Raw genomic sequence first — 26925 nt, forward strand, 5'->3', positions numbered from 1 at the left:
TGATTTCCTTCCTTTTATTGTTTTTTTGTTATCCTATCGTTCTATTTGATAGGTTTTTGGTAAATATTACGATTACAAAAAACGTGTTTTAACATATTCATTGCATGTTAAAATTAGTTAAATAGGTAAGGGAGTTTTACTTTTGCAGCATTAAAACTATATCAAACACATCTTACATGAAAAAGTCTCTACTTTTTTTTGCTCTTGCTGTTGCTAGTTATGGAACAATCCATGCGCAAACAACTACAAGTAGTGTTACAGGGGTTGTAAAACAATCAACTGGACAAACAACGACAGGTGCAACAATTAAAATTACGCATCAGTCAAGCGGAGCCACCTTCAGCGGATCGGCAGATTCTAATGGACATTTTAATATCGCAAATTTACAAGAGGGGGGACCTTACAAAATCGAGGTCACCTATATCGGTGAAAAACCGCTTATTTACGATAATGTCTTTTTGAAAGCCGGTGAAGCATTGCAATTAGATCCTATTTTTGCAGAATCATCTGGTACAAATTTAGATGAAGTTGTTATTGTAGGCCGTGGTTTGATTGATATTGCAGAGGATCGTAAAACTCCTATTGCAGTTTCTACTATTACAAAACAGATTATTGAAGAAAAAGTGGGAGCAATGGATATCACTGCTTCAATGGTAAATACACCAGGAGTATATGTATCTGGTCAATCGAAAGGTTTTGGAGAATCATCCATGACGACTCGTGGATTTGATCAATCTAACACAGCTTTCTTATTAAATGGCCAACCTATCAATGGTATGGACAACGGTCGTGTGTATTGGTCTAACTGGAGTGGTTTGACAGATATCGCTTCTTTAGTGCAAATCCAACGTGGTTTAGGTTCTTCAAAATTAGCGATTTCTTCAGTAGGGGGAACGATTAACTTTGTAACTAAATCTACAGATATGCAACAGGGTGGTTTTGTTAAAACATCAATCGGTAACGATATGTTTGTGAAATCAACGATTGCATACAATACGGGTTTAATGAAAAGTGGATTTGCAGTATCTGCAATGGTCACTGGATGGAAAGGTAATGGTTATATGAACGGTACTGAAGGTGCTGGTCAGAACTATTTCTTGTCCGTTGGTTATAAAGTAAATGAAAAGCACAACTTAAACTTAATGGTTACAGGTGCCCCGCAATGGCATAACCAAGGTTATACTTCATCATTGAGTAATTTCTTGAAAGAAGGAAGAAAATTCAATGCAAATGTGGAGACGATTAACGGTGTGGAAAGGAATGTACGTAAAAATTACTACCACAAACCTGTTGCTAACTTAAACTGGGATTGGACTATTGATGATAAATCATCTTTATCAACGGTATTATATGGTTCTATTGCTAGTGGTGGTGGTCAGTCTAAACGTACTGAAAGAGATGTAAACCCTGAGCCATTTTTAGCTTCTCAGGTGAATAATCACCAATGGTTTGGTGTAGTGTCTAACTACAATCGTAAATTGAATGATAACTTAAACTTTAATGTTGGTTTCGATTTACGTGACTATAAAGGTGAACACTATATTCAAGTAACGGATAAATTAGGTCAAGAAACAATTTCTCATAAGGGTAATGTGAACTATGGTACAATGACAACGCCGAATTCTTATACCACTAATCCTTGGAAATCTTTTGGCGATAAGCCTAAAAATGCAGAGGACCGTTTAGGTTGGGATTACGAACAAATGATCAGATATGCTGGTTTATTCGGACAGTTGGAATATGCAAAAGATGGTTTTTCTGCATTTTTCCAAGGTTCCCTTTCAGGTCAACAAAATAGCAGACAGGATTATTATCTTTATAAAATAGGTGAAGGAAAATCTAAAGATGTCAATAACTTAGGTTACAACGTAAAAGGTGGTGCAAGTTATACTTTAGGTAACCATACAGTCTTTGGTAATGCCGGATTATATTCACGCCAACCTTACCAGAACAACATCTTCATGAACTACAGAAATGATGTTAATGGAGAAGCTAGAAATGAAGAAATCTTAGGTCTAGAAGCTGGATATAAATTTGCATCTGAATATTTTGACGTGAATGTAAATGCATACAAAACAACTTGGGCACATCGTGTGACTGGAAGTTCTAAAAATGCAACTGCGGCTGATGTTAAAAAATATAATCCGACAAATGATCCGTCTGTTTTAGTCGAGGGCGATTATCTTTACTTTTCTAATTACGGTGTAAAACAAGATCACAAAGGAATTGAATTGGATTTTGTAGCTCGTCCATTCCGTGGTTTTGAATTAAAAGGTTTTGCATCTGTTGGGGATTGGAAGTATGATGGCATGGCACAGACTATTGTTCGTAATGAAAACCGCGAGGTGTTAGCGAATGAAAAAAGAGATTTAACGGGTGTGAAAGTTGGTGAAGCTTCTCAAACAAGTTGGGGTTTAGGTGCTAAATACAAAGTAATAAAAGGTCTTTCATTCGATGCTGACTATAGACGTTATGAGGATTTGTATGGTTCATTACCTGCTAGTGCTCCAACAATGAAGTTACCAAACTACGAATTGGTTGATGCAGGTGTATCGTACCGTTTGGAAGTTAGTCCTAAAAATGCAATTAGTTTCCGTATGAATGTCAATAATATCTTTGATACCTTGTATATTTCTGAAGCGACCTCTAATAGTGTTGCCCAAGAAAATCCTCAATATTGGAAAGGTATTGATACCTCCAATTCTGTATTAATGGGATGGGGTCGTACATGGAATGCTTCTGTGAAATTCACATTCTAAGCGAGTAGAAAATATCATATTAAAGAGCCGTTGCAATATCTATTGCAACGGCTCTTTTTGCTTAACTATATGACTGGAAACAATAGTCAAACTTTATCAACCGATGTCTGCGTGCATTACTTTAACGATGCAATTGGCTTTTGGTTAAAGGTATTCCAGTAAAACAATAGCCCATCTGAATATAATAAGTGTTTATTAATTTCTAAACGGCTATGTCCAAAACTGTCACTAACCACTAATTAGGTACAAAAGATCTAATGTATTACTAGTAGTAGGGCGGAAGTCAATCACCAGAGCGGAATTGCTTTAAATAAGGTAAAAGGGCATAAAAAAGGCTAAACAATAATGCTTAGCCTTTTTTATTTTTATATGTTATATCGATTATCTTGACATAGACTGAATTACACTGACATGTGATTTGAACGCTGAATTGAATGTCTTATACTCGAGATACTTGACATTAAACTCAATGCATGTCTCTCTCACTAATTTGTTTATAGCAGGATAGTGAATGTGGCTTATTTTTGGGAACAAATGATGTTCTACTTGATAATTTAAGCCTCCTAATATCCATGTTAAGAATTTGTTTTTTGTTGCAAAATTAGCCGTAGAGCTTAATTGATGTATCATCCACTCGTTCTCCATTCTTGTAGCATCTGTAGTTTCTTCTAATGCAACAAACTCGGTTTCGCTTAATACGTGAGCTAATTGAAATACAGTTGCTAAACATATACCACAAGCTATACCAGATATTAATAATCCAACTAAAGTTGGCAACCAACCTACAACTAAAATAGGGATAACGATAAAAATACTAATGTGAACAATTTTACTGACCCAAAAAATAACTTTTTCACGCAATGGAAAATCAAATGATTTTTTTCTGCTTCCCATTGTTTCCGAGAAGTATTTTTCATAATCCTGATAGAAGATCCATGCTAAATAGGAAACACTATATAGAAGCATAAAATAATATTTTTGATAGGAGTGATGTTTTTTTAATTCCTGATCTTTATGTACACGCATAAACTTAATATCAATATCATGATCTTCACCCTCAATATTGGTATAAGTGTGATGAGCAATATTATGTTTTAGTTTCCAGAAATAAATATTGGCTCCCAAGAGATTAAAACTATAAGATAAGACGCTATTAAGCTTTTTACTTTTGGAAAAAGTATCATGACCAGCATCATGCATAATATTAAAACCTATGGCAGCGAAGTTGATGCCAAGCAATATACAGACGATGACGCTGATAGCCCAGTGCGGTTGAATTACTACTAAAATAATGTAGAAAAATATAGCTGTTAAAAACAAAATAATTGCCTTTGTCAGGATTTTTTTCTCTCCTGTTTTTTGAATTTTATTTGTTTTGAAATAATCGTTAATTCTTTCCTTTAAAGATTTGGAAAATAGTGTATTAACATTATTAAATTTTATTGTTGTTTTCATTGAGATCGATTAACTCTGTTAAAAATTAATGGTTGAAATTAGGTTTTGCATACAGAGCTTATATTGATGAAATTTATTATTTTTATAAAGGTAACAATTATTTTTTTTAATGTTGTTAATTTAAGTTAAAGCTTTTGAAAAGTTAATAATATAAGAGTAGAATTTTATTATTAATCAGTAAAGGTACATTGTTTATAATCCAATTATTTTAGAGAATTTTTAAATTAAAAAGGGCTTACAAAATTAATGTAAGCCCCTTCATTTTAAATTAATGATTAATCTAATTTAGAGCATCTATTTTCGCAGTAACTTCTGAAGTTTTAGCTTCATCTTGCATGAAAATGTAATAATTTTTTAAATTAGTCAGAGCATCAATATTAGTAGGTTGCAACTCAACTGCTTTTGTTAGGTATACCAAAGCGGGTTTTATTTCTTCTTTGATTTTGTTAACGCCTTCGTTATATTTTGCTTGGCTAAGTGTTCTATCATTATTTAAGACATTTAGTTTCTCACGTACACCATTCATCATAGTGATTGCCATATTTGTATTTGCTTCGAAATAATCAGGGTCAATCGCTAAAGCTTTTTTATAAGCTTCTAAAGCTGCTTCATCATTCTTATTAGCAGATTGAGCGATACCGAGATAATAGTTTAAGCTTTTATTATTAGGGTCTTTTGCGAGCTGTGATGTAATGCCAGCTACAATTTCTTTTTCACGACCAGAAATCAAATTAAACTCAATGTTTTGAACGGCTGCAGCGTTATCTTCAGGATATAATTCTACTGCTTTTGCAGCGTACTCTAATGCTGAAGTTGTATCTTTTGCAGATAAAAATAATTTTGGTAAATCAACAACAACCTGTTTGTGAGAAGAAAATTCTTTTACAGGAATCAGTTCTTTATATTTAGCAATTGCCTTGTCGTAATCATTTATTTGCAAAGCTGAAATACCTCCGTAATAAATTAATGTTGTATCACCAGGTAAGTATACAAGTGCTTTTTCAAATGAATCATAGGCTTCTTTATACTTTTGACCCTGATATTCTTCAGCACCATTATTGAAGTTAAACTGACCTAATACCTGTTCTGCAATGCGGATGTTGTCTTTATTAGCGCCATCACTGTCATAGGATTTTGCTTTAGCAATTCCATCCTCAGCTTTTTTAGCATCTTCGGCAGACTTATCTAAAGTTGCTAAATTGGCATACACTAGCGAGTATATTGTCCATGCTTCTGGATTTTCCTTTGTTTTGTCATTAACAATAGCAAGATCGATAGCTTCTTGTGCAGTTTTTAAGTTAGGTAGCGCTAATTGTGCAGTTCCAGCAGCTTTAAGTTCCTCAAATTTTGCTATACCCGTTTTTGCTTTATTAACATTATTTTTTTGTGCATAAACAGATGTGCCTGCCGATGCGATAGCTGCCAATAATAATAATGATTTAATGTTCATCTCTAATTAACTGTTAATTGATTTAATAATATATTCACACGATCTAATTGCACAAAGTCCTCAATCGCACTGTAATATGTCGATAGAGCATTAAGAGCATTCACATCATATGGTTTAATTTCATTTGCTTTCAAAAGAAAAGATTGTGCATACTGCTTATCTTCGTCATTTTTTGATTTCAGGAAATCTTTTAAATAAATAAGTCCTAAAGCTAAATTTGAAGCATAGTTATTAGCATCTAAACGCAAAACTTGATTGTAATATTGTTTTGCAGTTCGAATATCTTTAGCATCTTCATAGGCGTATCCTGCCAAATAATTTAACTCGACATTTTCGGGCTCTAATTTAATTGCTTCATCTATAATTGGAAGTATAGCACCGTAAGATTCATTTTTGGAATAGATGTCGATGAGTTTAAAAAGAATTTCTTTATTTTGTGGAAATTCTAATCTTCCTGCTGTTAGCGTATTAAGCTCATCTTGTTTAGTCCCGATTTTTTCATATACAGCTGCAAGTTCTATATAATATTGTGCTTTTCTAGAATCTTGATTGATTAGCTCTTTATAGTATTTTATAGCATCAGGATACTTTTTGCTACTTACCGCTAAAGTTGCTAAATTAAACTTTAAATCAGCATTTTTAAAGCCCAGAGAATCCACTTTCAGAAATCCCATATAGGCATCTTCAAATTTATTATTCTTTAAATCAGTGTTAGATTTGTAGATAAGGGCAGTGGCTAGATTTTGTTTAATGTAGTCAACTTCAGTAGGGAAGTTTTTATAGGCCTTTTTCTTATTAATAAATTTTAAAGCATTAAAACTTTCATCGATGGGGTCTAAAGTATACTTTTGGCTTCGTGTGGAATCTGCAACTGCAAAAGAACTATAAACTAATCCTCTTAAAATATTATTTCGTACTGAGGAGGAGTCTTTTCTAGTCTTAAATGCAGCATCGCTAAACTTTCGAGCATTTTCTAGATTTTTTATATCTCCAGTTTGCGTATAAAGTGCAAAACTGTTGTTGCCCTCCTTTATATTGGATTGGGCAACAACAGTTAAACTTGTAGCTGACAGTACTAATGATGTCAATAATGCTTTCATTCTATTTATTCTTCGTTAGATTCCGATTTATCATCTTGATCAGGTTCTGTATTTTCTGTAGAATTTTCATCACCCTCAATTGCTAGCGTTTCTTCTTCTAGCTCCTCTTCTTCTTCTTCACGATCTACCTTAGTGATGGATGCTATTTCGTCATCGCCTTTCAAGTTTATTAAGCGTACACCCTGCGTTGCACGGCCCATTACTCTTAATCCTTCTACTGAAATCCGAATAACAATCCCTGATTTATTGATAATCATTAAATCTTCGGTATCATTAACACCCTTCACAGCAACTAAATTACCAGTTTTTTCTGTAACACTGATAGTTTTTACACCTTTACCACCACGATTTGTAACACGATAATCTTCAATATCAGTACGTTTTCCATATCCTTTTTCAGAGACAACAAGAACCGTAGTCTGTGGATCATCTACACTAATCATACCAATTACTTCATCGCTTTCGCTGCCTAAAGTAATACCACGTACACCAGTAGCAGTTCTACCCATAGGTCTTACTGTTGATTCATTAAAGCGAATAGCACGTCCAGAACGTAAAGCCATTACGATTTCACTCGTTCCACTGGTTAAGCAAGCTTCTAATAACTGATCGCCTTCATTGATATTAATAGCATTGATACCATTAGCGCGAGGGCGAGAGTATGCCTCTAAAGAAGTTTTCTTAATTGTACCTTTCTTAGTACACATAATGATGAAGTTGTTTTCCAAGTACTCTTGGTCTTTTAAATTCTTCACTAATATGTACGCTTTAATTTTTTCGTCTTTCGGGATATTGATAATATTCTGTAAAGCACGTCCTCGGGAAGTTCTACTTCCTTCTGGGACTTCAAATGCACGAAGCCAGAAACAACGACCAGATTCCGTAAACAATAACATATAATTATGCGCTGAAGCAGTAATAATGTGTTCTGTAAAGTCTTCTTCACGTGTGCTTGACCCAATAGAGCCGCGACCACCTCTTCCTTGACGTTTGTATTCGGTAAGGGGAGTACGTTTTACATAGCTATTATGAGAGATTGTAATAACGATTTCTTCATCATCAATAAAATCTTCCATACGCATATCTTCCGCTGAATGAACAATGATTGATCTTCTCTCGTCACCATATTTCTCTCTGATCTCGATCAATTCATCCTTAATGATTTGCATACGAAGACTCTCGTCTGCTAAAACAGATTTTAAGTAATCAATTGTTTTCATTAATTCAGCATATTCTTCCTTAATTTTATCATGCTCAAGGCCTGTTAAACGACGAAGAGTCATGTCTAGGATAGCACGTGCTTGGAGGTCAGATAAACCGAATTTCTCCATTAAACCTACGCGTGCATCTTCTGGTGTTGCAGAAGCACGAATAAGTTTAATCACTTCATCCAAATGATCTAGAGCGATTAAATATCCCTCAAGGATATGTGCTCTTTTCTCAGCTTCTGCCAATTCAAATCGTGTACGACGTGTAATAACCTCATGACGGTGATCTACGAAGACCTGAATCATATCTTTCAGATTCATCAATACTGGTCTCCCTTTGACAAGAGCAATATTGTTTACTGAAAATGAGGTTTGTAGCGCAGTATATTTAAAGAGGTTGTTTAGAACAACATTGGCATTTGCATCGCGTTTAACATCGTATACTATACGTAAACCTGTACGGTCAGACTCGTCACGAATAGCGGAAATACCTTCTAATTTTTTCTCATTAACCAATTCCGCGGTACGTTCAATCATATTCGCTTTATTGATTTGATATGGAATCTCCGTGACTATGATTGATTCTCTACCTGACTTTGATACTTCAATTTCGGTTTTTGCACGCATCACAACACGACCGCGTCCTGTGGTTTCAGCATCTTGCACACCTGAATAACCATAGATTAAACCACCTGTAGGAAAATCTGGTCCTTTGATGTATTGCATCAATTCAGGGATGTCAATATCACGGTTGTTAATATAGGCAACTGTACCGTTGATTACCTCTGTCAAGTTGTGTGGCGCCATATTTGTAGCCATACCAACTGCAATACCAGAAGCACCATTCACTAATAAATTAGGAACACGTGTGGGCAATACTGTTGGCTCTTGTAGCGAGTCATCAAAGTTCAATTGATAGTCTACTGTATCTTTATTGATATCCGATAAGATGTCCTCAGCAATTTTCTTAAGTCTCGCTTCAGTATAACGCATTGCAGCAGGAGGATCTCCATCGACAGAACCGTAGTTACCTTGACCATCCACTAAAGGATAGCGCATGTTCCAATCTTGTGCTAGACGTACCATTGCATCGTAAACGGAAGTATCACCATGTGGATGGTACTTTCCTAGAACGTCACCAACGATACGCGCTGATTTTTTGTAAGGTTTAGTACTTGTAACACCTAAATCCAACATGCCGTAAAGAACACGACGGTGTACAGGTTTCATACCATCTCTAGCATCTGGTAATGCACGAGAAACAATAACTGTCATTGAATAATCAATGTATGCAGTTTTCATCTGATCCTCGATACTTACCGAAATAATTCGATCGTTTGCAGGCACTAAATTATTATCATTTTCTGTTTCTTCAGCCATATTAATTTGGTTTCGATAAAACTATTAAACAATACCGTCTACACGGATTGCTACGCATGCGAAGTTACGAAAAAATAACCTCAAATGCGAATATTTTGAAGCTCAAGATACTGAAAAAATAGACTATATTTTTAAAAAAATATAGGCATATATGCTGTCTATTTATCTTAGTTTTTTTAAACGTAGACGGAGAGAATTACCAATCACAATTATATCCGAGAAAGCCATCGAAAACGCAGCTAACATGGGACCTAAGTATCCGGTCGCCGCAAGTGGTATGGCTATTATGTTGTAAGCAAAAGCCCAGAATAGGTTTTCTTTGATCGTTTGCAGGGTATGTTTTCCAATAAGGAGTAGATTTTCAACCGATTTAAGATCAGAGTTTAATAAGATGATTTTTGCAGATTGAATCGCAATATGACTTGCATCTCCTAAAGAGATGCCTACATGAGCTGTTGTAAGAGCTGGGGCATCATTGATTCCATCTCCCACCATAGCTGTAATACCGGATTTCTTTAGGGTATTGATGATGTTCAGTTTCTCTTCCGGGTTGCGGTCGGCATAAACTTTGGCTATTCCAAGTCTTTGAGCAACTAAATCACATTTGCTTTTACGGTCACCACTTAGTATTACAGGTATGATATTTTTAGATTTGATTGTCTGGATCAATTCTTTTGCATAAGGTTTTATCTGGTCTTCTATTACCAATCCTGCAACAACAACATCATTAATGGAGAGCACCAGATCATAGCGGTTAGAGTAATCTACTTTCCCCAATCGTGCATTAGTCAATTTGTATTTATTGTTGTTCGTATCTGTTGCATAGATGCCTTCGCTTTTAACCTCTTTGACATGTTGAAAGATTATTCGATACGCTTTTACCTCTGTCATATGCTGTCTTATTGACTTTGCAATGGGGTGGTTAGAATAGCTCTCTAATTGCGCAATGATAGATTCAACTTGTTTTTGGTCAATACCGAAAGTTTGAATCGCCTTAATATTAAAATCGCCAGTTGTTAATGTGCCCGTTTTATCGAATACCATGTATTTGAGGTCTGACATTTCTTCAATGGTGTCACCCCCTTTGATAAGTATCCCCATTCGAGCGGCCCTTCCTAACCCCACCATGACAGCAGTAGGAGTGGCTAATCCCATAGCGCACGGACAGGATACAACAAGAACGGCAATTGCATTCATTAAAGATTGTTGCAATGATACCTCTGCAATAAAATAGGTTATGAAAAAGGTGAATAGTGCAATGACGACGACTATAGGAACAAAATAGGATGCTACCTTGTCACCTAATTTTTGAATAGGAGGTTTTTTTGACTGCGCCTCTTTAATGAGCGATATGATTTGGGACAATACCGTTTTTCGACCAACTTTTGTGGCGGTCATTTTGATATGTCCCTCTGTTAAGGTTGTTCCGCCGATGACAGCATCGTATTTTTTTTTGAATACAGGTAGACTTTCTCCAGTGACCATGGCTTCATCGATGAAACCATCGCCTGTTAAGATGTCACCGTCCACAGGAATAAGATCTCCTGACTTGATAAGTAATACATCACCTTGTTTAACATCTTTGGTATGTATAATTTCCTCTTGATCATCGGTAATTTTTGTAGTAGTCACATTTTGAATCTTGATGAGGTCTCCAATTGCAGATGTTGTCTTTTTGATGGATTTTTTTTCAAGGAGATTCCCTAATAGAACTAATGTGATAATAGTAGCGGAAGTCTCATAAAACATGTAATCAGAGCCAAGATTATGGAGTGTTCCAATTAAGCTATAGGTAAAGGCGGCTGTTGCACCAATAAATATCAGTACATCCATATTAGGCATGCCGTTCTTAAGAGAAAAGAAAGCACTTTTACCAAAGTGAAAAAATCCGAGTAAAAACACGGGAATACAGCAGCCTAGTTGCACATAAGGGTCGTGCAATAAAGGGTGATGGACGAACATGTGTGCAAATAATGGAAGTGTGAAAATCAGACTAAACCAAAATTTAGCTTCTATTGTTTTATAGAAACGTTCTTTCGGAGCCTGATCCGTTATCACTTGAAAACCTAAATTTTCTATTCCTTTTGTTATTTCTTTTAGATTTTCTTCTGCTATACCAGAGAACTTGACTTCATCAGAGGCAAAATCGACATATATATTTTGTGCCTCATTTTTTTCTAAATATTGGTGGATAGCGATTGCGCAATTTGTGCAATGCATCCCTGTTACGGTAAGTTCTATTGTTGTTATTTCTTTATCCATACTTATTCAACCATGGGTCTCTTGCAAATATACTTAATTTTAGATGGATCACTTTTTTGTATTGTCTGAAAAATGATTAGTTTAGTTCCTTAAGAAAATAAAATTTAAATGGTTAAAAATAAATTGTCCCTATCATTTGTTTTTCGTTGTGCGCTGTGGATCGCCTTGAGCTACTCTTTCGTGGGTTTAGCGTCATTTTATGAGAAAAATCGTATTTTATTACATTTTGCCTATGCGTTCAATACATTCTTGACAGCAAATCTGTTGATTTCTATTGGACGATTTTTAATTGTTTCCTTGTATAATCGAAAACACGCCAATCATGATGTTAGAGGAAATTTTGTTTTGGGCATCTCTCGGGTTTCAAGAGTATTGAATGCCGGGATGATTGTGGTTACGGTGATGATTGCACTGGGTATTGATCCAAAAGAATTTATAACCAGTATGACCATTGTGGCGATGGCAATAGCGGTAATATTCAGGGAATATATTACCAATATGATAAGTGGACTTCTCGTGATGTTCTCAGATCAGTTTTCGATAGGAGACCACATTAAAATCAGTAATTACCAAGGTAAAATCATTGATATCACGTTGGCTAATATTGTGGTAAGGGATGAAGATGACGATGTGGTGCTGATTCCAAACAATTTGATATTCACCTCAACGATGGTGAATAAATCTTCTCAAAAATCAAATAAGCTGATTGTTAAGTTAGAGCTTCCATTGGAAAAGCCATTGCAAATCCAGGCTGCTGAAAACCATTTAAGACCACTGTTGATGGTTAATAAGAATATCATTTGGAATGATGATTTGTTTCATATTAAGGTTGCAGAAATAGGAAAGGACTTTGTGAAATATAAAATTGAACTTACGATCATATCCAGTAGTAATAAATTACACCATCAGATTCAGAATGAAATATTAAATGAAATTCTATTGTTTCGTTCTAAGGAAAGTTAGATTTTACGAACCTTTACATTTTTAACAAAATGATGGCTGCCCTTTTCCAAGATTAAATCTGCTCGGTATCTGGTCGGTAATATATTTTGCACTAAATTTGGTTTGTTGATTTCATTCCAGATTTGATGGGCCATTTGAATACTTTCATCAGCATTCATATCGGCATATCGATGAAAAAAGGATGCCGGATTCTGGAAAGCAGTACGACGTAAAGATTCAAATCTGTTGGTATACCATTCCAATAGATTTTTCTCACTTGCGTGCACGTAAATGGAATAGTCAAAGAAATCGGAGACGAAAACGCTGTGACCTTTTCTTGGTCTTTGTGAATTGACTTGTAATACATTGATACCTTCAACAATTAGGATATCTGGATGATCTATTAGTTGCTGCTGATTATCTGGTAACACATCATATTCCAAGTGGCTATATAAAGGGACAGAAAGTGATCCCATACCTGATTTTATAGCCGATAGGAACTGTATTAATTTTTTAGCATCATAACTCTCAGGAAAACCCTTTCTATTCATGATACCTTTTTCATTTAATACTTCGTTAGGGTACAGGAAACCATCGGTAGTGACTAGGTCGACTTTTGGTTTACTAGGGAGTAACTTGAGTACCCTTTGCAATACTCGGGCAGTTGTGCTTTTTCCTACTGCTACTGATCCTGCAATTCCTATAATAAAAGGAAGTGTGCTCTCATTTTTTTCAAAAAAGTGATTCGTACTTTTATGTAAATCCTGAAATCTTTCAATATGAATACCCAGCAAGTGACTTAAAGGAAAGTAAACATCTTCAATCTCCGCAGCATTCAAAGGTTCGTTGAGGGCATGCAATTGATCTAAATCATGTTGCGAAAATATGTGTTTAAAGTGACCATTCAGTTTTTTCCAATTTTCTCTTTTTATAGAAGTGAAAGGAGAGTCAATAGGAGTGTGCTGTTCATTTTGCATGTTCATAGATTCTTTATGGCGACAAATATAGCATCTCGCGGATATAATCAAAAATTCTAAGTGAATATTTTAGATTAAATTGGAAGAAATGATGATTGGATTAGACATAATCTTGTGAATAGGGCATTTGTCTGCTATTTGAAGTAACCGTTCTTTCTGAACCTGGTCTAGGTCTCCTTTGAAAGAGATATGACATTGTATGTAGGTATTTTGTTGTAATTCGCTTTTTAAAGTTTCATAGGAAAGTTTAATACATACTTCTTCTAAATTCCACTTTTTGCGATCCGCGTACATTTTGATAGTCATCGCTTTGCAGGAACCTAATGAGGAAAGCAATAGGGCAGGTGGATTGAATCCTTCATCCTGACCACCCAGTTCTTGCGGTTCGTCAGCAATAACTGTATTGCTTTTTTGTGTAATGGTTGTGGTATAGGGTACAGTGCCAATTGTCACTAAGATTTCATGATCATTCATATTTCTAAATATAAAAAAATATAAGGGAATTATAACGTTAATTTCCGAATATTAAATTCCTAGCGATTATTCATCTTCTAATAAACCCTCGATAATTAGGCTCCCTGTAGCCGGATTGGTAGCTAGGGGTACATTATATAAGTCGCAGACACGCATTAACATTTGAATATCGGGTTCATGGGCATGTTTTCCTAAAGGGTCTCTAAAAAATATAATACCATCGACCTTTCCTTCTGCGGCCATTGCTGCAATCTGTGCATCGCCACCCATCGGGCCGCTTAATTTTAATTCTACATCAAGCCCTGTTTGTTTTACATACGAACCTGTTGTACCTGTTGCAACTAAATGTGCTTTCCCTAAAAATTCGATATGATCCTTTACAAAAGCAACCATTTCGGTTTTTTTTCCGTCGTGAGCAATTAAAGCGATTGTTTTTTTCATTTTAGTAAGAGGGTTATAGATTTAACCAAAGAATATATAAGCTAAAATAATTGCGGCGACTAAACCGACAAAATCAGCGATCAGCCCACATATAAGAGCATGTCTTGTGTTCTTGATGCCAACGGAACCAAAATAGACAGCTAAAACATAAAAAGTAGTCTCTGAGGAGCCTTGGATAACACTAGCAAGTCTTCCTTGGAACGAATCTGCTCCATACGCTTGCATAACATCAACCATTAATCCTCGAGCACCTCCACCACTCAATGTCTTCATTAAACCAACAGGTAGTGCTGGAACAAATCGTGTGTCAAAGCCAAAGTACTCAAAACATGAGCCAATAGCGTTTACAAGATAGTCCATACAACCCGTGGTTCTAAAGGCTGAAATGGCAACTAATATGGCAATTAGGAAAGGAATAATCATAATTGAAGTCTTAAAACCTTCTTTAGCGCCATCTATAAATGCATCATAAACATTCAGTTTTTTAAATGCTCCGTAAACAATAAATAAGATGATGATGGAGAAAATCAAAACCCCACCAATCAAGCCTGTTACTATTTCAATCTTTTCAGGAGGAAGGCCATTTAGCCCGAAATATAATCCCACCATTAGTACGATAAAGGTTCCTAAAAAAAGTAAAATAGGTGTTTTAAACAAGTTGATTTTTTGAAAAAATGCTACGGCAATCATTCCGGATATAAAGGAGATAAACGTTCCTATCAAAGCTGGAATGAAAATATCTGCAGGATTCGCAGCGCCATTGGCCATTCGTAATGCAATTACCGATGTTGGTATGAGTGCAATTCCGGCAGTATTAAGCACTAAAAACATGATTTGAGCGTTTGTTGCCGTCTCTTTTTCAGGGTTTAACTCTTGTAGTTCTTGCATAGCTTTTAGACCTACTGGAGTGGCAGCATTATCCAATCCAAGCATATTAGCTGAAAAATTCATGATTATAGAACCGTTAGCGGGATGGTTTTTGGGAATTCCTGGAAAAAGTTTACTGAAAAATGGATTGACTGCTTTTGCAAATAAGGTAATCATGCCAGCTTTTTCGCCTACTTTCATAATGCCTAACCAGAAGGTCATCATACCCACTAGGCCCAATGAAATTTCTGCACCATTTTTTGCGCTATCAAACATTCCATTGATGATTTTCATAAAAATTTCAGTATCTCCTAAGAAAATAAGTTTAATTAGAGCGACGATGAAGGCGATAACAAAAAACGAGATCCAAACGATATTTAATGCCATATAGATTTAAAATATGCGTAAATGTAAACTATTACAATCTATCCATCAACTTAGACCAAGGATTTTTCTTGTTCTTTGTGTAATTATCTTTTATCAAATGATCGACTATGCGATTCAGCTCGTCTTCATTGTCACTCATAAGTCTATCCGCTAATGAAATAAGTTTTTGAATGTTGTTTTGAGAAGCGGCATCCATTGATGACTCTACACTGGACAAATTTGTGGGTTCTAATCGGATGTAATTTTTTGATTTTCTATTGAATTTGAATAACTGTTCCATAAAGAACTCTGTACTTTCAGAAGAAGCACTTGTCATGATGTCTACTAAAGAGGGCCCAATCTGGATAGCTAGTTTTTTCTTGAAATGATCATAGTTATAAGCTTTCTTTGCCAAACCAGTACCTAAAGACACCATGAAAAGATCATTTATTTCTGTGTCTTCAAAAGCTTTCATCACTTCTATTAAAGCACAAATGGATGGGTTTTGGGCAACCATTCCACCATCTACCAAAGGAAATCTTGTGCCAGATATTGAATAGATTTCGGCCACTGAAAAGTATGTGGGAGCGGCCGAGGTGGCTCTACAGACGTCTTTTAAATAAAAGTCGCGTGCTGTGCCATGTGTTATTGCCTTTTGTTGTCTGAAAAAATGATTCTGTCGAAGTTCAATGTTATATGCCGTAATGATACATGGTTTGATCAATTGACTTAGTTTAGTGTCGCCAAAATACTCTTGTAAGACATTTTCCAAAGCAGTAGCGGAGTAGAGTTCGCTAACGAGCCCAAACTCACTTAAAAAGCGTCTCCACTTGGTGGTTTTAAAAATATCAGAACCATGGGAGACATACAGACCCAAGGCCTCTTTTGCCGAGAATTTAGGTTTTGTAGGATTTTCCTCACTGGGATATAAAAGAATACAGGCCAAAATACCACCTGTACTTGTACCTGCTATAAAATCAAAATATTCAGCAATTCTTGCATCAGGATTATTACTTTTTTTTTGCAGTATTTCTTCTAAAACCACTAATACTAACGCTGGTATTATGCCTCTTATTCCACCGCCATCTATGGAGAGTATATTTTTCATTATTTATAATATATACTTAAAAGTAGTATTAAATAATGAAATTGATATAAGGTTTTTATTTTTTAGAGACCAATTGTGGTGGCAGGGGCTATATGTCAACCCATATTGGTATGGATTGAATTCGTTAAAATAAAAGGAGCCGATTATCATCATGACAATCGGCTCCTTTAAAATTTATTATTTTATGCGAACCAAGCAAGGACTTCATCCATTGTTGGCATAGCGATATCTAATTTCATTTTTTTCCGCATTCCTCCTAAGTCATTGAATACTTTATTAGGGTTAGCATCTTTTAGTTCTGGAATAGTATGGAACCCCATTTTTTGTAAAACAGGAACCCATTCTTCAGGAATACCCAGTGCAACATAATCTTCTGTTGATGCTACTGTTATTACCTTCTCAGGGCGCATTTGAGGGAAAAATAATACTTCTTGAATAGAAGGATTATTTGTTAAGAACATAATTAAACGGTCCATTCCGATGCCTAAACCGGAGGTAGGAGGCATACCATATTCTAATGCGCGTAAAAAATCTTGGTCGATAAACATTGCCTCATCGTCACCACGAGCTGAAAGTGCCATTTGCGATTCAAAGCGTTCACGTTGATCAATAGGGTCATTCAGTTCTGAATATGCATTTGCAATTTCTTTACCACAAACCATTAATTCAAAACGTTCTGTAATCTCAGGATTATCGCGGTGCTTTTTAGTCAGCGGCGACATTTCTTTTGGGTAATCGGTAATGAATGTTGGTTGTATGTAGTTTCCTTCACATTTTTCACCAAAAATTTCATCAATTAACTTACCCTTACCCATCGTTGCATTAACTGGAATTCCCATTCCTTTAGCTGCTTCGAAGATTTCTTGTTCAGATTTCCCAGTGATATCAAAACCCGTGAATTCTTTAATCGAATCGGCCATTGTGATTCTTTTGTACGGAGCACGGAAATCTATTTCATGTTCGCCAAATGTCGTTTTTGTAGATCCGTTTACAGCAATCGCACAATGTTCTAGCAATTGTTCTGTGAATTTCATCATCCAGTTGTAGTCTTTATAAGCTACATAGATTTCCATTGCTGTAAATTCTGGATTATGCGTGCGGTCCATACCTTCATTTCTGAAGTTTTTTGAAAACTCATAAACACCATCAAAACCACCCACAATTAAGCGTTTTAGATATAGCTCATTTGCGATACGCAAATATAAAGGCATATCCAAAGCATTGTGATGTGTTATAAATGGACTAGCTGCAGCACCACCTGGTATGGACTGTAATACCGGAGTTTCAACTTCCATGTATCCTGCGTCGTTAAAATAATTACGCATGGCTGTAAACAACTTCGTCCTTTTGATGAAGGTGTCTTTGATTTTTGGATTAACCACTAAATCGACATAACGCATTCTGTAACGTAATTCGGGATCCGTAAATGCATCATATGTTTTTCCATCAGCAATTTTAACAATTGGAAGGGGACGTAGTGACTTTGCTAATACTGTGAGTTTTTCAACGTGAACACAGGTTGCTTCGGTTTGTGTTGTGAAAACATAACCTTTTATTCCAACGATATCACCAATGTCTAATAATTTTTTAAAGACAATGTTGTACATTGTTTTATCTTCATCAGGGCAGATGTCATCACGTTTGATATAGGCTTGAATACGTCCAGAACTATCTTGAATTTCAAAAAATGAGGCATTCCCCATAACACGACGACTCATGATACGTCCTGCAATGCTTATATTCTTATAGTTAAGCTTATCTCTATCGTAATTTTCTAATATATCAGCTGCATTTGCATTGATTTCAAACTCTTCAGCAGGATATGGGTCAATACCCAAATCGATAAGAGATTGCAACGCTTGTCTTCTTAATTGTTCCTGTTCGGATAATACAGTACTCATTGGTAAGGATTAAATAATATAAAAATCAAGCAAAAATAGCTTTTTTTTTGCATTTATGGGTGTTGGAACTGTATAATATTTGTAAAATGATCCTGTAGCGTTTTGCTATAAGGTTTCGTTATGAAAATGTACTTAATATATAGCATGACAAAAATTAAAAGAAAGACTTTCCTAATCTTAGTTTAGAAAGTATTATTTTAGATGAAGATTAGGGGTTAATACAGTCTATCGAGTGGGTATTATTAAAACATATTTTAAAAAACAAAAGCAACAAACACTTAAAAGTGCACTAGAAGAATGTTTACAAAATCGTGAGCAAGGGAAAGCTTTTGTCTATAAAAAATATTATGGTTACTTGATGGCTATCATTATTCGTTATGTTAAATCTGACGTAGATGCAGAAGAATTGACAAATGAGTCATTTATTAGAATTTTCAGACGGTTGGATTCATTTAATCACTTGGTAGAGGAGGATGTTTTAGAAAAATCTTTTCGATCATGGATTGGTAGGATTTCTGCTAATATTTCGATAGATTTTTTACGTTCAAAAAAGCATATGGCTTCTTTGGACGATGTGGACGAAAGGAGTGTGCATGTACCCATGGTGTATAATTCGAGTAATTTGGAAGTTAGCGATATCATGAAATTATTGGACTCGTTGCCAGAATTGCAACGCGTTATCTTTAATCTATATGAAATTGAAGGATTTTCACATGACGAAATTTCAAAAAAACTGCAGATTCCAGATAGTACTTCTCGGACCTATCTTACCCGAGCAAAGCAAAAGCTACGAGTGCTTTATTTGGAACAAAATAAGATAGGACAAGAATTTAGATAATAAGAAGAGGTAGTAAAATGGCAAAAGAAAAAAGTAAGGAATTAATAGACAAAATTGTCGATAAAATGCAAGCTCATGAGCTTCCTTATTTAGAAGGTGCGTGGGAAAAATTTGTGTCAAATAATAATCCTCTTATCAGTAAGAAATCTTCAAATTGGAAATATTGGAGTTCAGCAGCGGCTTTATTGCTTGTATCTAGTGCTGCGTTTCTATATCTAGCTCCTAGTGGTGTTCAACAGGAGACAAGTATTGCAGCAGGTGGTAGTAAGGAGAAGAAAGTTTCAGATGTTCGTTCGGGCTCAGAAGCAACAACAGTTGATGAGGTTGTGGCTGTAGGAAGTCAAGATAATGATGTCTCAGAGGGCCCAATGGAAAAAAAATGGGCTAACCAGAGTCCTTTACAAATTAAACATGGTGGAGAAATACGAGATTTGTTACCTAAACAAGTTGTGTATACTCATATTGACGAGGTTGTGCCTCATATGGGAGTTGTAGATGCGCAGTCCGTATTTATTGATATACCATTGGTTGCAAAGGATAAATTCAGTGACAACCGTTTTGTCACAAATGAAGGTGCTCAGATCGAGAGGAAAGTCGATCTCTCTGTTGATTCAAAGGAGAAACTGAAGGATAGTCGTTTTGTTACAAATGAACGTGTGAACAATGAGAAGAGGGCTGATGTGTCTGTTGGTGAAAAGTTGGAACGACTTGGTACATTGTTTCCGTCAAATTCGCAAACGCATGATTTTGCGTCAGCTTTGAAGAAATGGGAAATTGGTGCTTTTGTATCGCCAACTTCAACCGTTGATGAAATAAGTTTAGGTGGAGGTTTAAGTTTAGCTTATCAATTAACGGATAAAATAAGTGTTCGATCTGGTGTTTCAATGCAAAGTTATGGAGCGGGGGCTGATAGACAACGTAATCCAGGTGCCGTAATGTCAGCAAGTATGGCTTATAACGATGCTTTAGCACAAAATATGCCTATCAAAGGAAATAATGGGTCGATGCTTCTGACGAAACAAGATGTTGGCGCTGATTTAAGTGCTGTGAACAATAAACTCTTAACGATTGATATACCAGTTGATGTTCGTTATCATGTTAGTAAATCATTTTATACCTCGATAGGTGTTTCTTATGTTGGAGTATTAGACCAAACTCAAGATAATTATTTTGTGAATGGTATAAATGAAAATACAGCAATAAATAATGGAAAGGCTGTCTCATCTCCTGAAAATATAAAACAGACATTTAAAGGAAATGCTGTTAATACAAAAGAGTTTAATGGGTTTATAAACCTCTCCATTGGAAAAAAGATGGAAGTAGGATCAAAACTATCTATAGCTGTCGAACCCTTCGTGAAACTTCCTGTGGGAGGCCTCAAATCAACAGATCTTAATTATACCAATGGAGGATTAAAAGTGGTGACAAGCTTTTAAATTTGGTCAATACGTACAGCACCCATACCTGCAGCTATAGCTCCCTGTACTCCAGGTATACCGTCTTCATAGACTAAGCATTTGGCAGGTTCAATCTGTAATCTTTCTGCGGCTAAGATAAAAGGTTGAGGAGAAGGTTTTCCAAGAGGTGTATCTCCTGCACATACCAAAGTTTCTAATTTATCCAATACACCAAGCACCGTCAATGTAATCGTCAATGTCGATCGAGATCCACCCGAGACAGCGGCAATGCGTTTTTTTCCAATTTGAAATTTCAGATGCTCAACAACATAATCGATGGGTTGAGTTTCTTGAATGTATCGTTCTATAAAGATGGCAGATTTTCTTGTTGAAAACTCTTGCACATCGAACGCAGTATGGTAACGAATACATATTTCTTTCGCTACAGCAACGGTGGGCCAACCTGCAGTTTCGTCAATCAGGGCATCATCTAAGATGATATTGTATTCGGCAGCTGTGGCTACGTATGCCGCTTTATGAGCACTTATGTTATTGGCTAAAGTTCCATCAACATCAAATAATAAGGCGTCGTATGGTTCAGCTATTTCGTTGAGTTTATTAAATTTCTCTAATGATTCAGGTGACATATCTAAATTTTGGAATAATACAAATTTACAAAAAAAGCTAGTCTTAATGACTAGCTTTTCTTCTTCTTTGTTTTTCTTTGATGATTAAGCTGAGTTCTCGCCCAGTTTGACCAGATACTGAAGTATTTTCTTGCGCTCGGCGGAATAAATAAGGCATTACTGCTTTAATAGGTCCATAAGGCATATATTTAGCAACATTATAGTTCGATTCAGAAAGATTGAATGTCAAATTGTCTGACATTCCTAACAATTGAGCAAAGAAGATACGATCACTTTTATGATCAATTCCGCGTCTTTCTAGCTCGTTTGCTAATAAGAGACTACTGGCCTCATTATGTGTCCCAGCCATAACCCCAAATCGGTCAATATGATCAAGGATGAAATGTATGGCCGCATCATAGTCCGTATCCGTTGCTTCTTTTGTCGGTTGAATAGGAGATGGGTATCCTTTTTCTGCTGCCCTTTGTCTTTCGATTTCCATGTACGCACCACGGACTATTTTGGCGCCTAAGAAGAAGTTTTGTGTTTTGGCATAATCAAAATCTGCTTTTAAAGAAGCTAGCTTGTCATGTCTATACAGTTGATAGGTATTATATACAATTGGTTGTTCTTTATTGTATTTTTCCATCATCTCACGTGCAATATCGTCTATAGCATCTTGAATCCAAGAATGTTCAGCATCAATGAGTACCTTAACATTAGCCTCATAACAAGCTTTACAGATCTGATCACAGCGATCGTACATTCTGTCATATTCAGCTTGCTCCGACTCGCTTAACGGTTCATTTGCATTCACTTTTTCAAATAATTCGAAGCGACCTAATCCTGTTGGTTTGAAAACTGAAAAAGGAATATATTTATTCGTTTTTGCTGCTACTACAGTACGTAATGTTTCTTTAAAAGTAGCATCAAAAGCGGCTTCAGTATCTTCACCTTCCACAGAGTAATCTAAGATTGTCCCAACATTATTTTGACCTAAATGATTGATTGCAGATGTGCAGCCTTCGATGGTTTCACCTCCGCAAAATTGTTTGAAGATTGTAGATTTTATGATTCCCTGAATAGGCAATCCAATATTTAGCGCAAAATTAGCAATAGGAGGTCCTACCTTTACTAGAAAGTTGCTTGCTATTACTTTGTAAAGTAAATAAGCACGATCTAAATCTTTATTGGTTTTACTTTTGAATGCAATTTCTGTATTATCAAAAGAAAGTTTTCTGGGTTCTGCAATCTGTGTCATTATTTTAATCTAATCCACACAAATGTAGCAAATTCAAAAATATTACCACTTATTGATTAGGAGATTCCTGAAATATTAACTTATTTTTGCCTTATGCAAACATTCAAAATCGAGGGAGAATACATTCAATTAATTCAATTACTTAAAGCTTTAAATTGGGTAGAGCATGGTGCTATGGCTCAGTTAGTTGTTACTGAAGGTATGGTGACTATTAACGGTCAGGTGGATTATCGTAAAAGACTAAAAATTAGACCCAATGATGTGGTCGAGTTTGAGGGGCAACAAGTAAAATTGGTATAATATTTAACAAAATTTGTTTATAAAAAACATCAACTGATCATAACAGAAATGCAATATATCGAAAGTTTAGGCTATCAAGTAGTCTTTGATGACTCACTGCAGTCTCTAAAAACCTTTATACAAAAACGTAATTATTCTAAGATTTTTGTCTTAGTTGACCGAAATACGAATGACCACTGTATGCCCATTTTACAGCCTATTTTGGCCGAGCTCGGAAACTATGATGTAATTGAAGTCGATCCTGGGGAAGAGAATAAAAATATTGATTTCTGTATTGGAGTATGGAAAACGATGCTTGACTTTGGTGCAGATAGACATAGTCTCTTAATTAATTTAGGTGGCGGTGTTGTAACCGATATGGGCGGATTTGCCGCTTCAACTTTTAAGAGAGGTATTGATTTTATTCAGATTCCAACGACATTGTTATCTCAAGTAGATGCATCTGTAGGCGGTAAGACAGGAATCGATTTAGATAATTATAAAAATATCATCGGTACATTTACGCAGCCACAAGCCGTGTATATATCTAGTGTGTTTTTGAAAACATTGGAAAGAAGACAGTTAGTTTCGGGGTTTGCAGAGGTCATTAAACACGGCTTGATTTTCGATGTAGCTTATTATAATAAGGTGAAAAACCTAGATGTTACAGCTATTACTACTGAACATGTTAGACAGTCTGTGGGTGTTAAGAATAGTGTTATAACACAGGATCCGACTGAAAAGGGATTACGCAAAATATTGAATTTTGGACATACGATTGGGCATGCAATAGAAGGATATTCACTGGTGCATGATGAAAATTCTTTATTACATGGTGAAGCCATTGCTGTTGGTATGATCTGTGAAGGCTATCTCTCTCATAAATTGAATGGACTTTCGATTGAAGAGTTGGATGATCTAATAGCAACGTTTAGAAAGAACTTTACGGATTATAAATTTGATGATTCTATTGACCATGAGCTTCTTAGTTTGATGAATAATGATAAGAAAAATCATTCTAATCAGATCGGTTTCGCTTTGTTAAATAAAATTGGTTCTTGTGATTATGATATTTTTGTTACTGAGGATTTAATTATTGAAAGTTTAGATTTTTACCGTAATTTAATTGCCTAAACCTAAACAATATGATAGGCAACATTTTTAAAAGAGTAACACTCTTGTTCACTATTTTCTTTGTCACACAATTGAGTGCGCAGGAAAGAGTCTTGATTTTTTCAAAAACTACTGGATTTAGACATGAAAGTATTGAACATGGCGTCGAAGTGGTAAAACATATTTTATCTTCCAATATGATGCGAGGAGATCATTCTGAAGATAGTCGATTGTTTACAGATTCCATTCTTTCTAAATATGATGCAATCGTTTTTTTAAGTACAACAGGTGATATTCTTGATGATAGTCAAAAAGCTGCATTTGTTCGCTTTATCCAGTCGGGGAAAGGTTTTGTAGGTATTCATGCCGCAAGTGATACAGAATTTAATTGGCCTTGGTATGGGCAACTTGTGGGTGGATATTTCTCATCTCATCCGGCAGTCCAGGAAGCTAAAATAGAAGTTAAAAACCGTAAGCATCTTGCTACAAAGCATTTGCCGAAAGTTTGGTTTCATCGCGACGAATGGTATGATTTTAAATCTGTGAAAGAGGGCCTTCACATTTTAATGGATTTAGATGAAACAAGTTATGAAGGTGGAAAAATGGGTAAATTTCATCCAATTGCTTGGTATCATGAATTTGATGGCGGACGTTCATTTTACACCGGTTTAGGACACACCTTAGAGGCATTTGATAGTGAAAAATTTCAAAAACATATTTTAGGAGGCATTCGATATGTCTTGAAAAAGAAATAGTAATAGGTCAGCCTAATTCAGGCTGACCTATTTTGCTTAATAACCAATAGTATACTTAGCTCCCAATGTATACCAAGTACCAGGCATTGGTACAGCTCCTGCCTCGATATACTTCACATTAAATAGATTTTGCGCGTCGGCATAGAGGTTCAATTTGTCGAGTTGATGTGCAAAACGCAGATCTGAAATAAAATAAGATTTATAGGATAAACGTTCATTAAAGCGATTGGCAGTCGTTAGACTCCAAGCCATGTGGCTAATTGTAAAGTTTAGGTTTATTTGATTTCTAAGACTTTCAATAGCATATTTTGACACATTGTTTTCAGCGGTATTATCATTTATTTTGGGATGTAAGTAGCTATAACCCATTGTCGCATAATATTTCGTGTTCGAGTCCAGTGCATTCAGATTCACGCGGAAATTCACATTAAATCCTTGCACCTCATTGTTATCCATATTTTGTGGCTGCCAGGGTTCCGTGCTCTGGGAGCGCGTCCAATCGATAAAGTCAGTTATTGTTCGGTAGAAATAACCCGCTTGCGCAATGATATGGTTACTGGTATACTTTATAGCACCTTCAACTTGTCTGGCACGCTCAGCTTGTAATTGCGGATTCCCAATATTAGCTGGTCTTTGATTTATATATAAGTCCGTAAACGATGGGATTCTTTGACTGGAACCAGCGTTAAAAATTAATTTCCAGTGATTATTGATATCATAACCCAAATCTATACCAGGAAACATTTGCCAGCTGTAGTCACTGTTATAATTTAAGTAGGTTCCTAAATTTACAAATAAGTTGGGAATTGATTCCGTTTTGAACTCTAAATAACCACCATAATTCTCTCGATTATGTCTACCTATGTTTGAACTGTTAATATTTTCGAAACGACTTTCCATCCCAATACCAAATGAACCAAAGTTTTTCTCATAAGTGGCATTTAATTCGGCCATAAATGCGTTATTATAATGAAGGCTTCTGGCATTGTTTAAGTCATGCCTAAAATATTGATAGTCGTCTTCATTGTACCGATTAGAAATTCTTGGCGAAATGGTTAAGGCATTAGTTATTTTATGTTTGGACTGTACCGTTGCGAATGCTGTTTTAACCAATTCATAGGATTCCTTATCTCCTGGACTAGCATAGTAACCATTGGCACCAAATTGATTATCAATAAATCCAACAGATGTTGATATGTTATTTTGATCGTTTGGAGCATAGCTTCCCTGATAGTATATTTTGTTGTTTCTCGAAGCGGTATTGTAGCGTTGACCATTGGAATCCTCATGCCCTAAATAGAGCTGTTGTTCAAGTTTTCCTACTTTATTTGTGATGCCAAGTTGAAATCCCTTTCCATAGTACTTTCCAGTATGTGTGTCTTCGCTATTTTGAAAAGAGCTACCGCCATATATTTGGGCACTTACAAGATTATTTACCGCTTTTTTTGTGACAATATTAATAGCTCCTGTTAAACTATTAATTCCATAAATACGTGAAGCTGGCCCCTTGATAATTTCTATCCTTTCTATTGCATCTGTAGGAATTGGTAGGTTAAGTGAATGATGGGCTGTCTGTGGATCTGATATTTTAGCTCCATTCAATAATATAAGTGTTTGTTCAAAGGATCCCCCGTCAATAGTTACATCTGCTTGTGAGCCAAATGGGCCTCTCTGGCGCACATCTACACCGTTGATGTAACTTAGCAGCTCATTAACGGAACGTGCTGGTAGTCTCTTGATATCTTCCTGTGTTATAATCTGAATATTTCTAGTTTGTTTAGAAAAAGGAATCTGCAAACGATTTTGATTAATAATAACTTCACCTAAATTGGTGGTATCTTTTAATGTGGATGCTTGCCTCTCTGAAATTTGACTGAAAGCATAAGAATACCCGATTAATGATAATGTTAATAGTGTAAATTTTTTATTCATTTGGCTTCTCTTAAAATTTATGGGACAAAAGTAC

At 35.7% G+C, this 26925-nt stretch carries 21 protein-coding genes; 7 read left to right on the plus strand and 14 right to left on the minus strand.

Features of this window, described 5'->3' with window-relative positions; all coding sequences use genetic code 11:
* Positions 1 to 176: 176 nt before the first annotated feature.
* On the plus strand, positions 177 to 2759 hold the full coding sequence (locus KO02_RS08450; RefSeq protein ID WP_038697502.1) for a TonB-dependent receptor: 2583 nt from the start codon (positions 177 to 179) through the stop codon (positions 2757 to 2759).
* A gap of 381 nt (positions 2760 to 3140) precedes the next feature.
* Here KO02_RS08450 and KO02_RS08455 read toward each other — a convergent pair whose 3' ends face one another.
* The 5 genes from KO02_RS08455 to KO02_RS08475 all read right to left on the minus strand — a co-directional run bounded on the left by KO02_RS08455 (position 3141) and on the right by KO02_RS08475 (position 11614).
* On the minus strand, positions 3141 to 4214 hold the full coding sequence (locus KO02_RS08455) for a fatty acid desaturase family protein (protein WP_038697504.1): 1074 nt from the start codon (positions 4212 to 4214) through the stop codon (positions 3141 to 3143).
* Positions 4215 to 4494: 280 nt separating this feature from the next.
* Positions 4495 to 5664 carry a tetratricopeptide repeat protein gene (locus KO02_RS08460; RefSeq protein WP_038697506.1) on the minus strand — a complete coding sequence of 390 codons (1170 nt, stop codon included), beginning with the start codon at positions 5662 to 5664 and terminating at the stop codon, positions 4495 to 4497.
* A 2-nt stretch (positions 5665 to 5666) separates the two neighbouring features.
* Complete coding sequence (locus tag KO02_RS08465) at positions 5667 to 6764, minus strand: tetratricopeptide repeat protein (protein WP_038697508.1); 1098 nt, start codon at positions 6762 to 6764, stop codon at positions 5667 to 5669.
* A 5-nt stretch (positions 6765 to 6769) separates the two neighbouring features.
* Positions 6770 to 9352, minus strand: coding sequence for a DNA gyrase subunit A (gene gyrA, locus KO02_RS08470; RefSeq protein WP_038697510.1), 2583 nt, complete (start codon positions 9350 to 9352; stop codon positions 6770 to 6772).
* A gap of 162 nt (positions 9353 to 9514) precedes the next feature.
* A complete protein-coding gene (locus KO02_RS08475; RefSeq protein ID WP_038697512.1) occupies positions 9515 to 11614 on the minus strand; it encodes a heavy metal translocating P-type ATPase in 2100 nt (699 codons plus the stop codon).
* Positions 11615 to 11722: 108 nt separating this feature from the next.
* On the opposite strand from KO02_RS08475, the gene KO02_RS08480 reads away from it, so the two are divergent.
* Positions 11723 to 12577: a mechanosensitive ion channel family protein gene (locus tag KO02_RS08480; protein WP_038697514.1), complete on the plus strand. Its 855-nt coding sequence runs from the start codon at positions 11723 to 11725 to the stop codon at positions 12575 to 12577.
* On the opposite strand, the gene coaA is transcribed toward KO02_RS08480, so the two are convergent.
* The 6 genes from coaA to lysS form a co-directional block, all read right to left on the minus strand.
* Complete coding sequence (coaA, locus tag KO02_RS08485; protein ID WP_038697516.1) at positions 12574 to 13533, minus strand: type I pantothenate kinase; 960 nt, start codon at positions 13531 to 13533, stop codon at positions 12574 to 12576. The two genes, KO02_RS08480 and coaA, sit on opposite strands and share 4 nt — an antisense overlap.
* Before the next feature lie 69 nt (positions 13534 to 13602).
* On the minus strand, positions 13603 to 14007 hold the full coding sequence (locus KO02_RS08490; RefSeq protein WP_038697518.1) for an OsmC family protein: 405 nt from the start codon (positions 14005 to 14007) through the stop codon (positions 13603 to 13605).
* A gap of 66 nt (positions 14008 to 14073) precedes the next feature.
* Positions 14074 to 14448 (minus strand): methylglyoxal synthase, encoded by a 375-nt coding sequence (locus KO02_RS08495; RefSeq protein WP_038697520.1) that lies wholly within the window; start codon positions 14446 to 14448, stop codon positions 14074 to 14076.
* Positions 14449 to 14469: 21 nt separating this feature from the next.
* Entirely contained in the window at positions 14470 to 15702 is a 1233-nt protein-coding gene (locus KO02_RS08500) for a nucleoside recognition domain-containing protein (protein WP_038697522.1), read from the minus strand.
* 31 nt (positions 15703 to 15733) lie between these two features.
* Complete coding sequence (locus tag KO02_RS08505) at positions 15734 to 16789, minus strand: patatin-like phospholipase family protein (RefSeq protein WP_038697524.1); 1056 nt, start codon at positions 16787 to 16789, stop codon at positions 15734 to 15736.
* Positions 16790 to 16971: 182 nt separating this feature from the next.
* Complete coding sequence (gene lysS / locus KO02_RS08510) at positions 16972 to 18690, minus strand: lysine--tRNA ligase (protein WP_038697526.1); 1719 nt, start codon at positions 18688 to 18690, stop codon at positions 16972 to 16974.
* A 232-nt stretch (positions 18691 to 18922) separates the two neighbouring features.
* On the opposite strand from lysS, the gene KO02_RS08515 reads away from it, so the two are divergent.
* Both KO02_RS08515 and KO02_RS08520 read left to right on the plus strand, forming a co-directional pair.
* Positions 18923 to 19528, plus strand: a complete 606-nt coding sequence (locus KO02_RS08515) for an RNA polymerase sigma factor (RefSeq protein ID WP_038697528.1) — start codon at positions 18923 to 18925, stop codon at positions 19526 to 19528.
* A gap of 17 nt (positions 19529 to 19545) precedes the next feature.
* Complete coding sequence (locus KO02_RS08520) at positions 19546 to 20964, plus strand: hypothetical protein (protein WP_038697531.1); 1419 nt, start codon at positions 19546 to 19548, stop codon at positions 20962 to 20964.
* On the opposite strand, the gene KO02_RS08525 is transcribed toward KO02_RS08520, so the two are convergent.
* Positions 20961 to 21572 carry an HAD family hydrolase gene (locus KO02_RS08525; protein ID WP_038697533.1) on the minus strand — a complete coding sequence of 204 codons (612 nt, stop codon included), beginning with the start codon at positions 21570 to 21572 and terminating at the stop codon, positions 20961 to 20963. The two genes, KO02_RS08520 and KO02_RS08525, sit on opposite strands and share 4 nt — an antisense overlap.
* A 43-nt stretch (positions 21573 to 21615) precedes the next feature.
* Complete coding sequence (locus tag KO02_RS08530) at positions 21616 to 22812, minus strand: proline dehydrogenase family protein (protein ID WP_038697534.1); 1197 nt, start codon at positions 22810 to 22812, stop codon at positions 21616 to 21618.
* 93 nt (positions 22813 to 22905) lie between these two features.
* Between KO02_RS08530 and KO02_RS08535 the strand changes: the two genes are divergently transcribed.
* Genes KO02_RS08535 through KO02_RS08545 form a run of 3 tightly spaced genes read left to right on the plus strand, consistent with a single transcriptional unit; the run spans position 22906 to position 24959 of the window.
* Complete coding sequence (locus tag KO02_RS08535) at positions 22906 to 23112, plus strand: RNA-binding S4 domain-containing protein (protein WP_038697536.1); 207 nt, start codon at positions 22906 to 22908, stop codon at positions 23110 to 23112.
* Between the two features lie 48 nt (positions 23113 to 23160).
* Positions 23161 to 24225, plus strand: a complete 1065-nt coding sequence (aroB, locus tag KO02_RS08540; protein WP_038697538.1) for a 3-dehydroquinate synthase — start codon at positions 23161 to 23163, stop codon at positions 24223 to 24225.
* Positions 24226 to 24236: 11 nt separating this feature from the next.
* The gene (locus KO02_RS08545) at positions 24237 to 24959 is read left to right on the plus strand and encodes a ThuA domain-containing protein (protein WP_038697540.1); all 723 of its coding nucleotides are present in this window, start codon (positions 24237 to 24239) and stop codon (positions 24957 to 24959) included.
* A gap of 36 nt (positions 24960 to 24995) precedes the next feature.
* On the opposite strand, the gene KO02_RS08550 is transcribed toward KO02_RS08545, so the two are convergent.
* Complete coding sequence (locus KO02_RS08550) at positions 24996 to 26891, minus strand: TonB-dependent receptor plug domain-containing protein (protein ID WP_038697542.1); 1896 nt, start codon at positions 26889 to 26891, stop codon at positions 24996 to 24998.
* Between the last annotated feature and the right edge of the window lie 34 nt (positions 26892 to 26925).

The sequence above is a fragment of the Sphingobacterium sp. ML3W genome, from assembly GCF_000747525.1.
GTDB lineage: Bacteria > Bacteroidota > Bacteroidia > Sphingobacteriales > Sphingobacteriaceae > Sphingobacterium.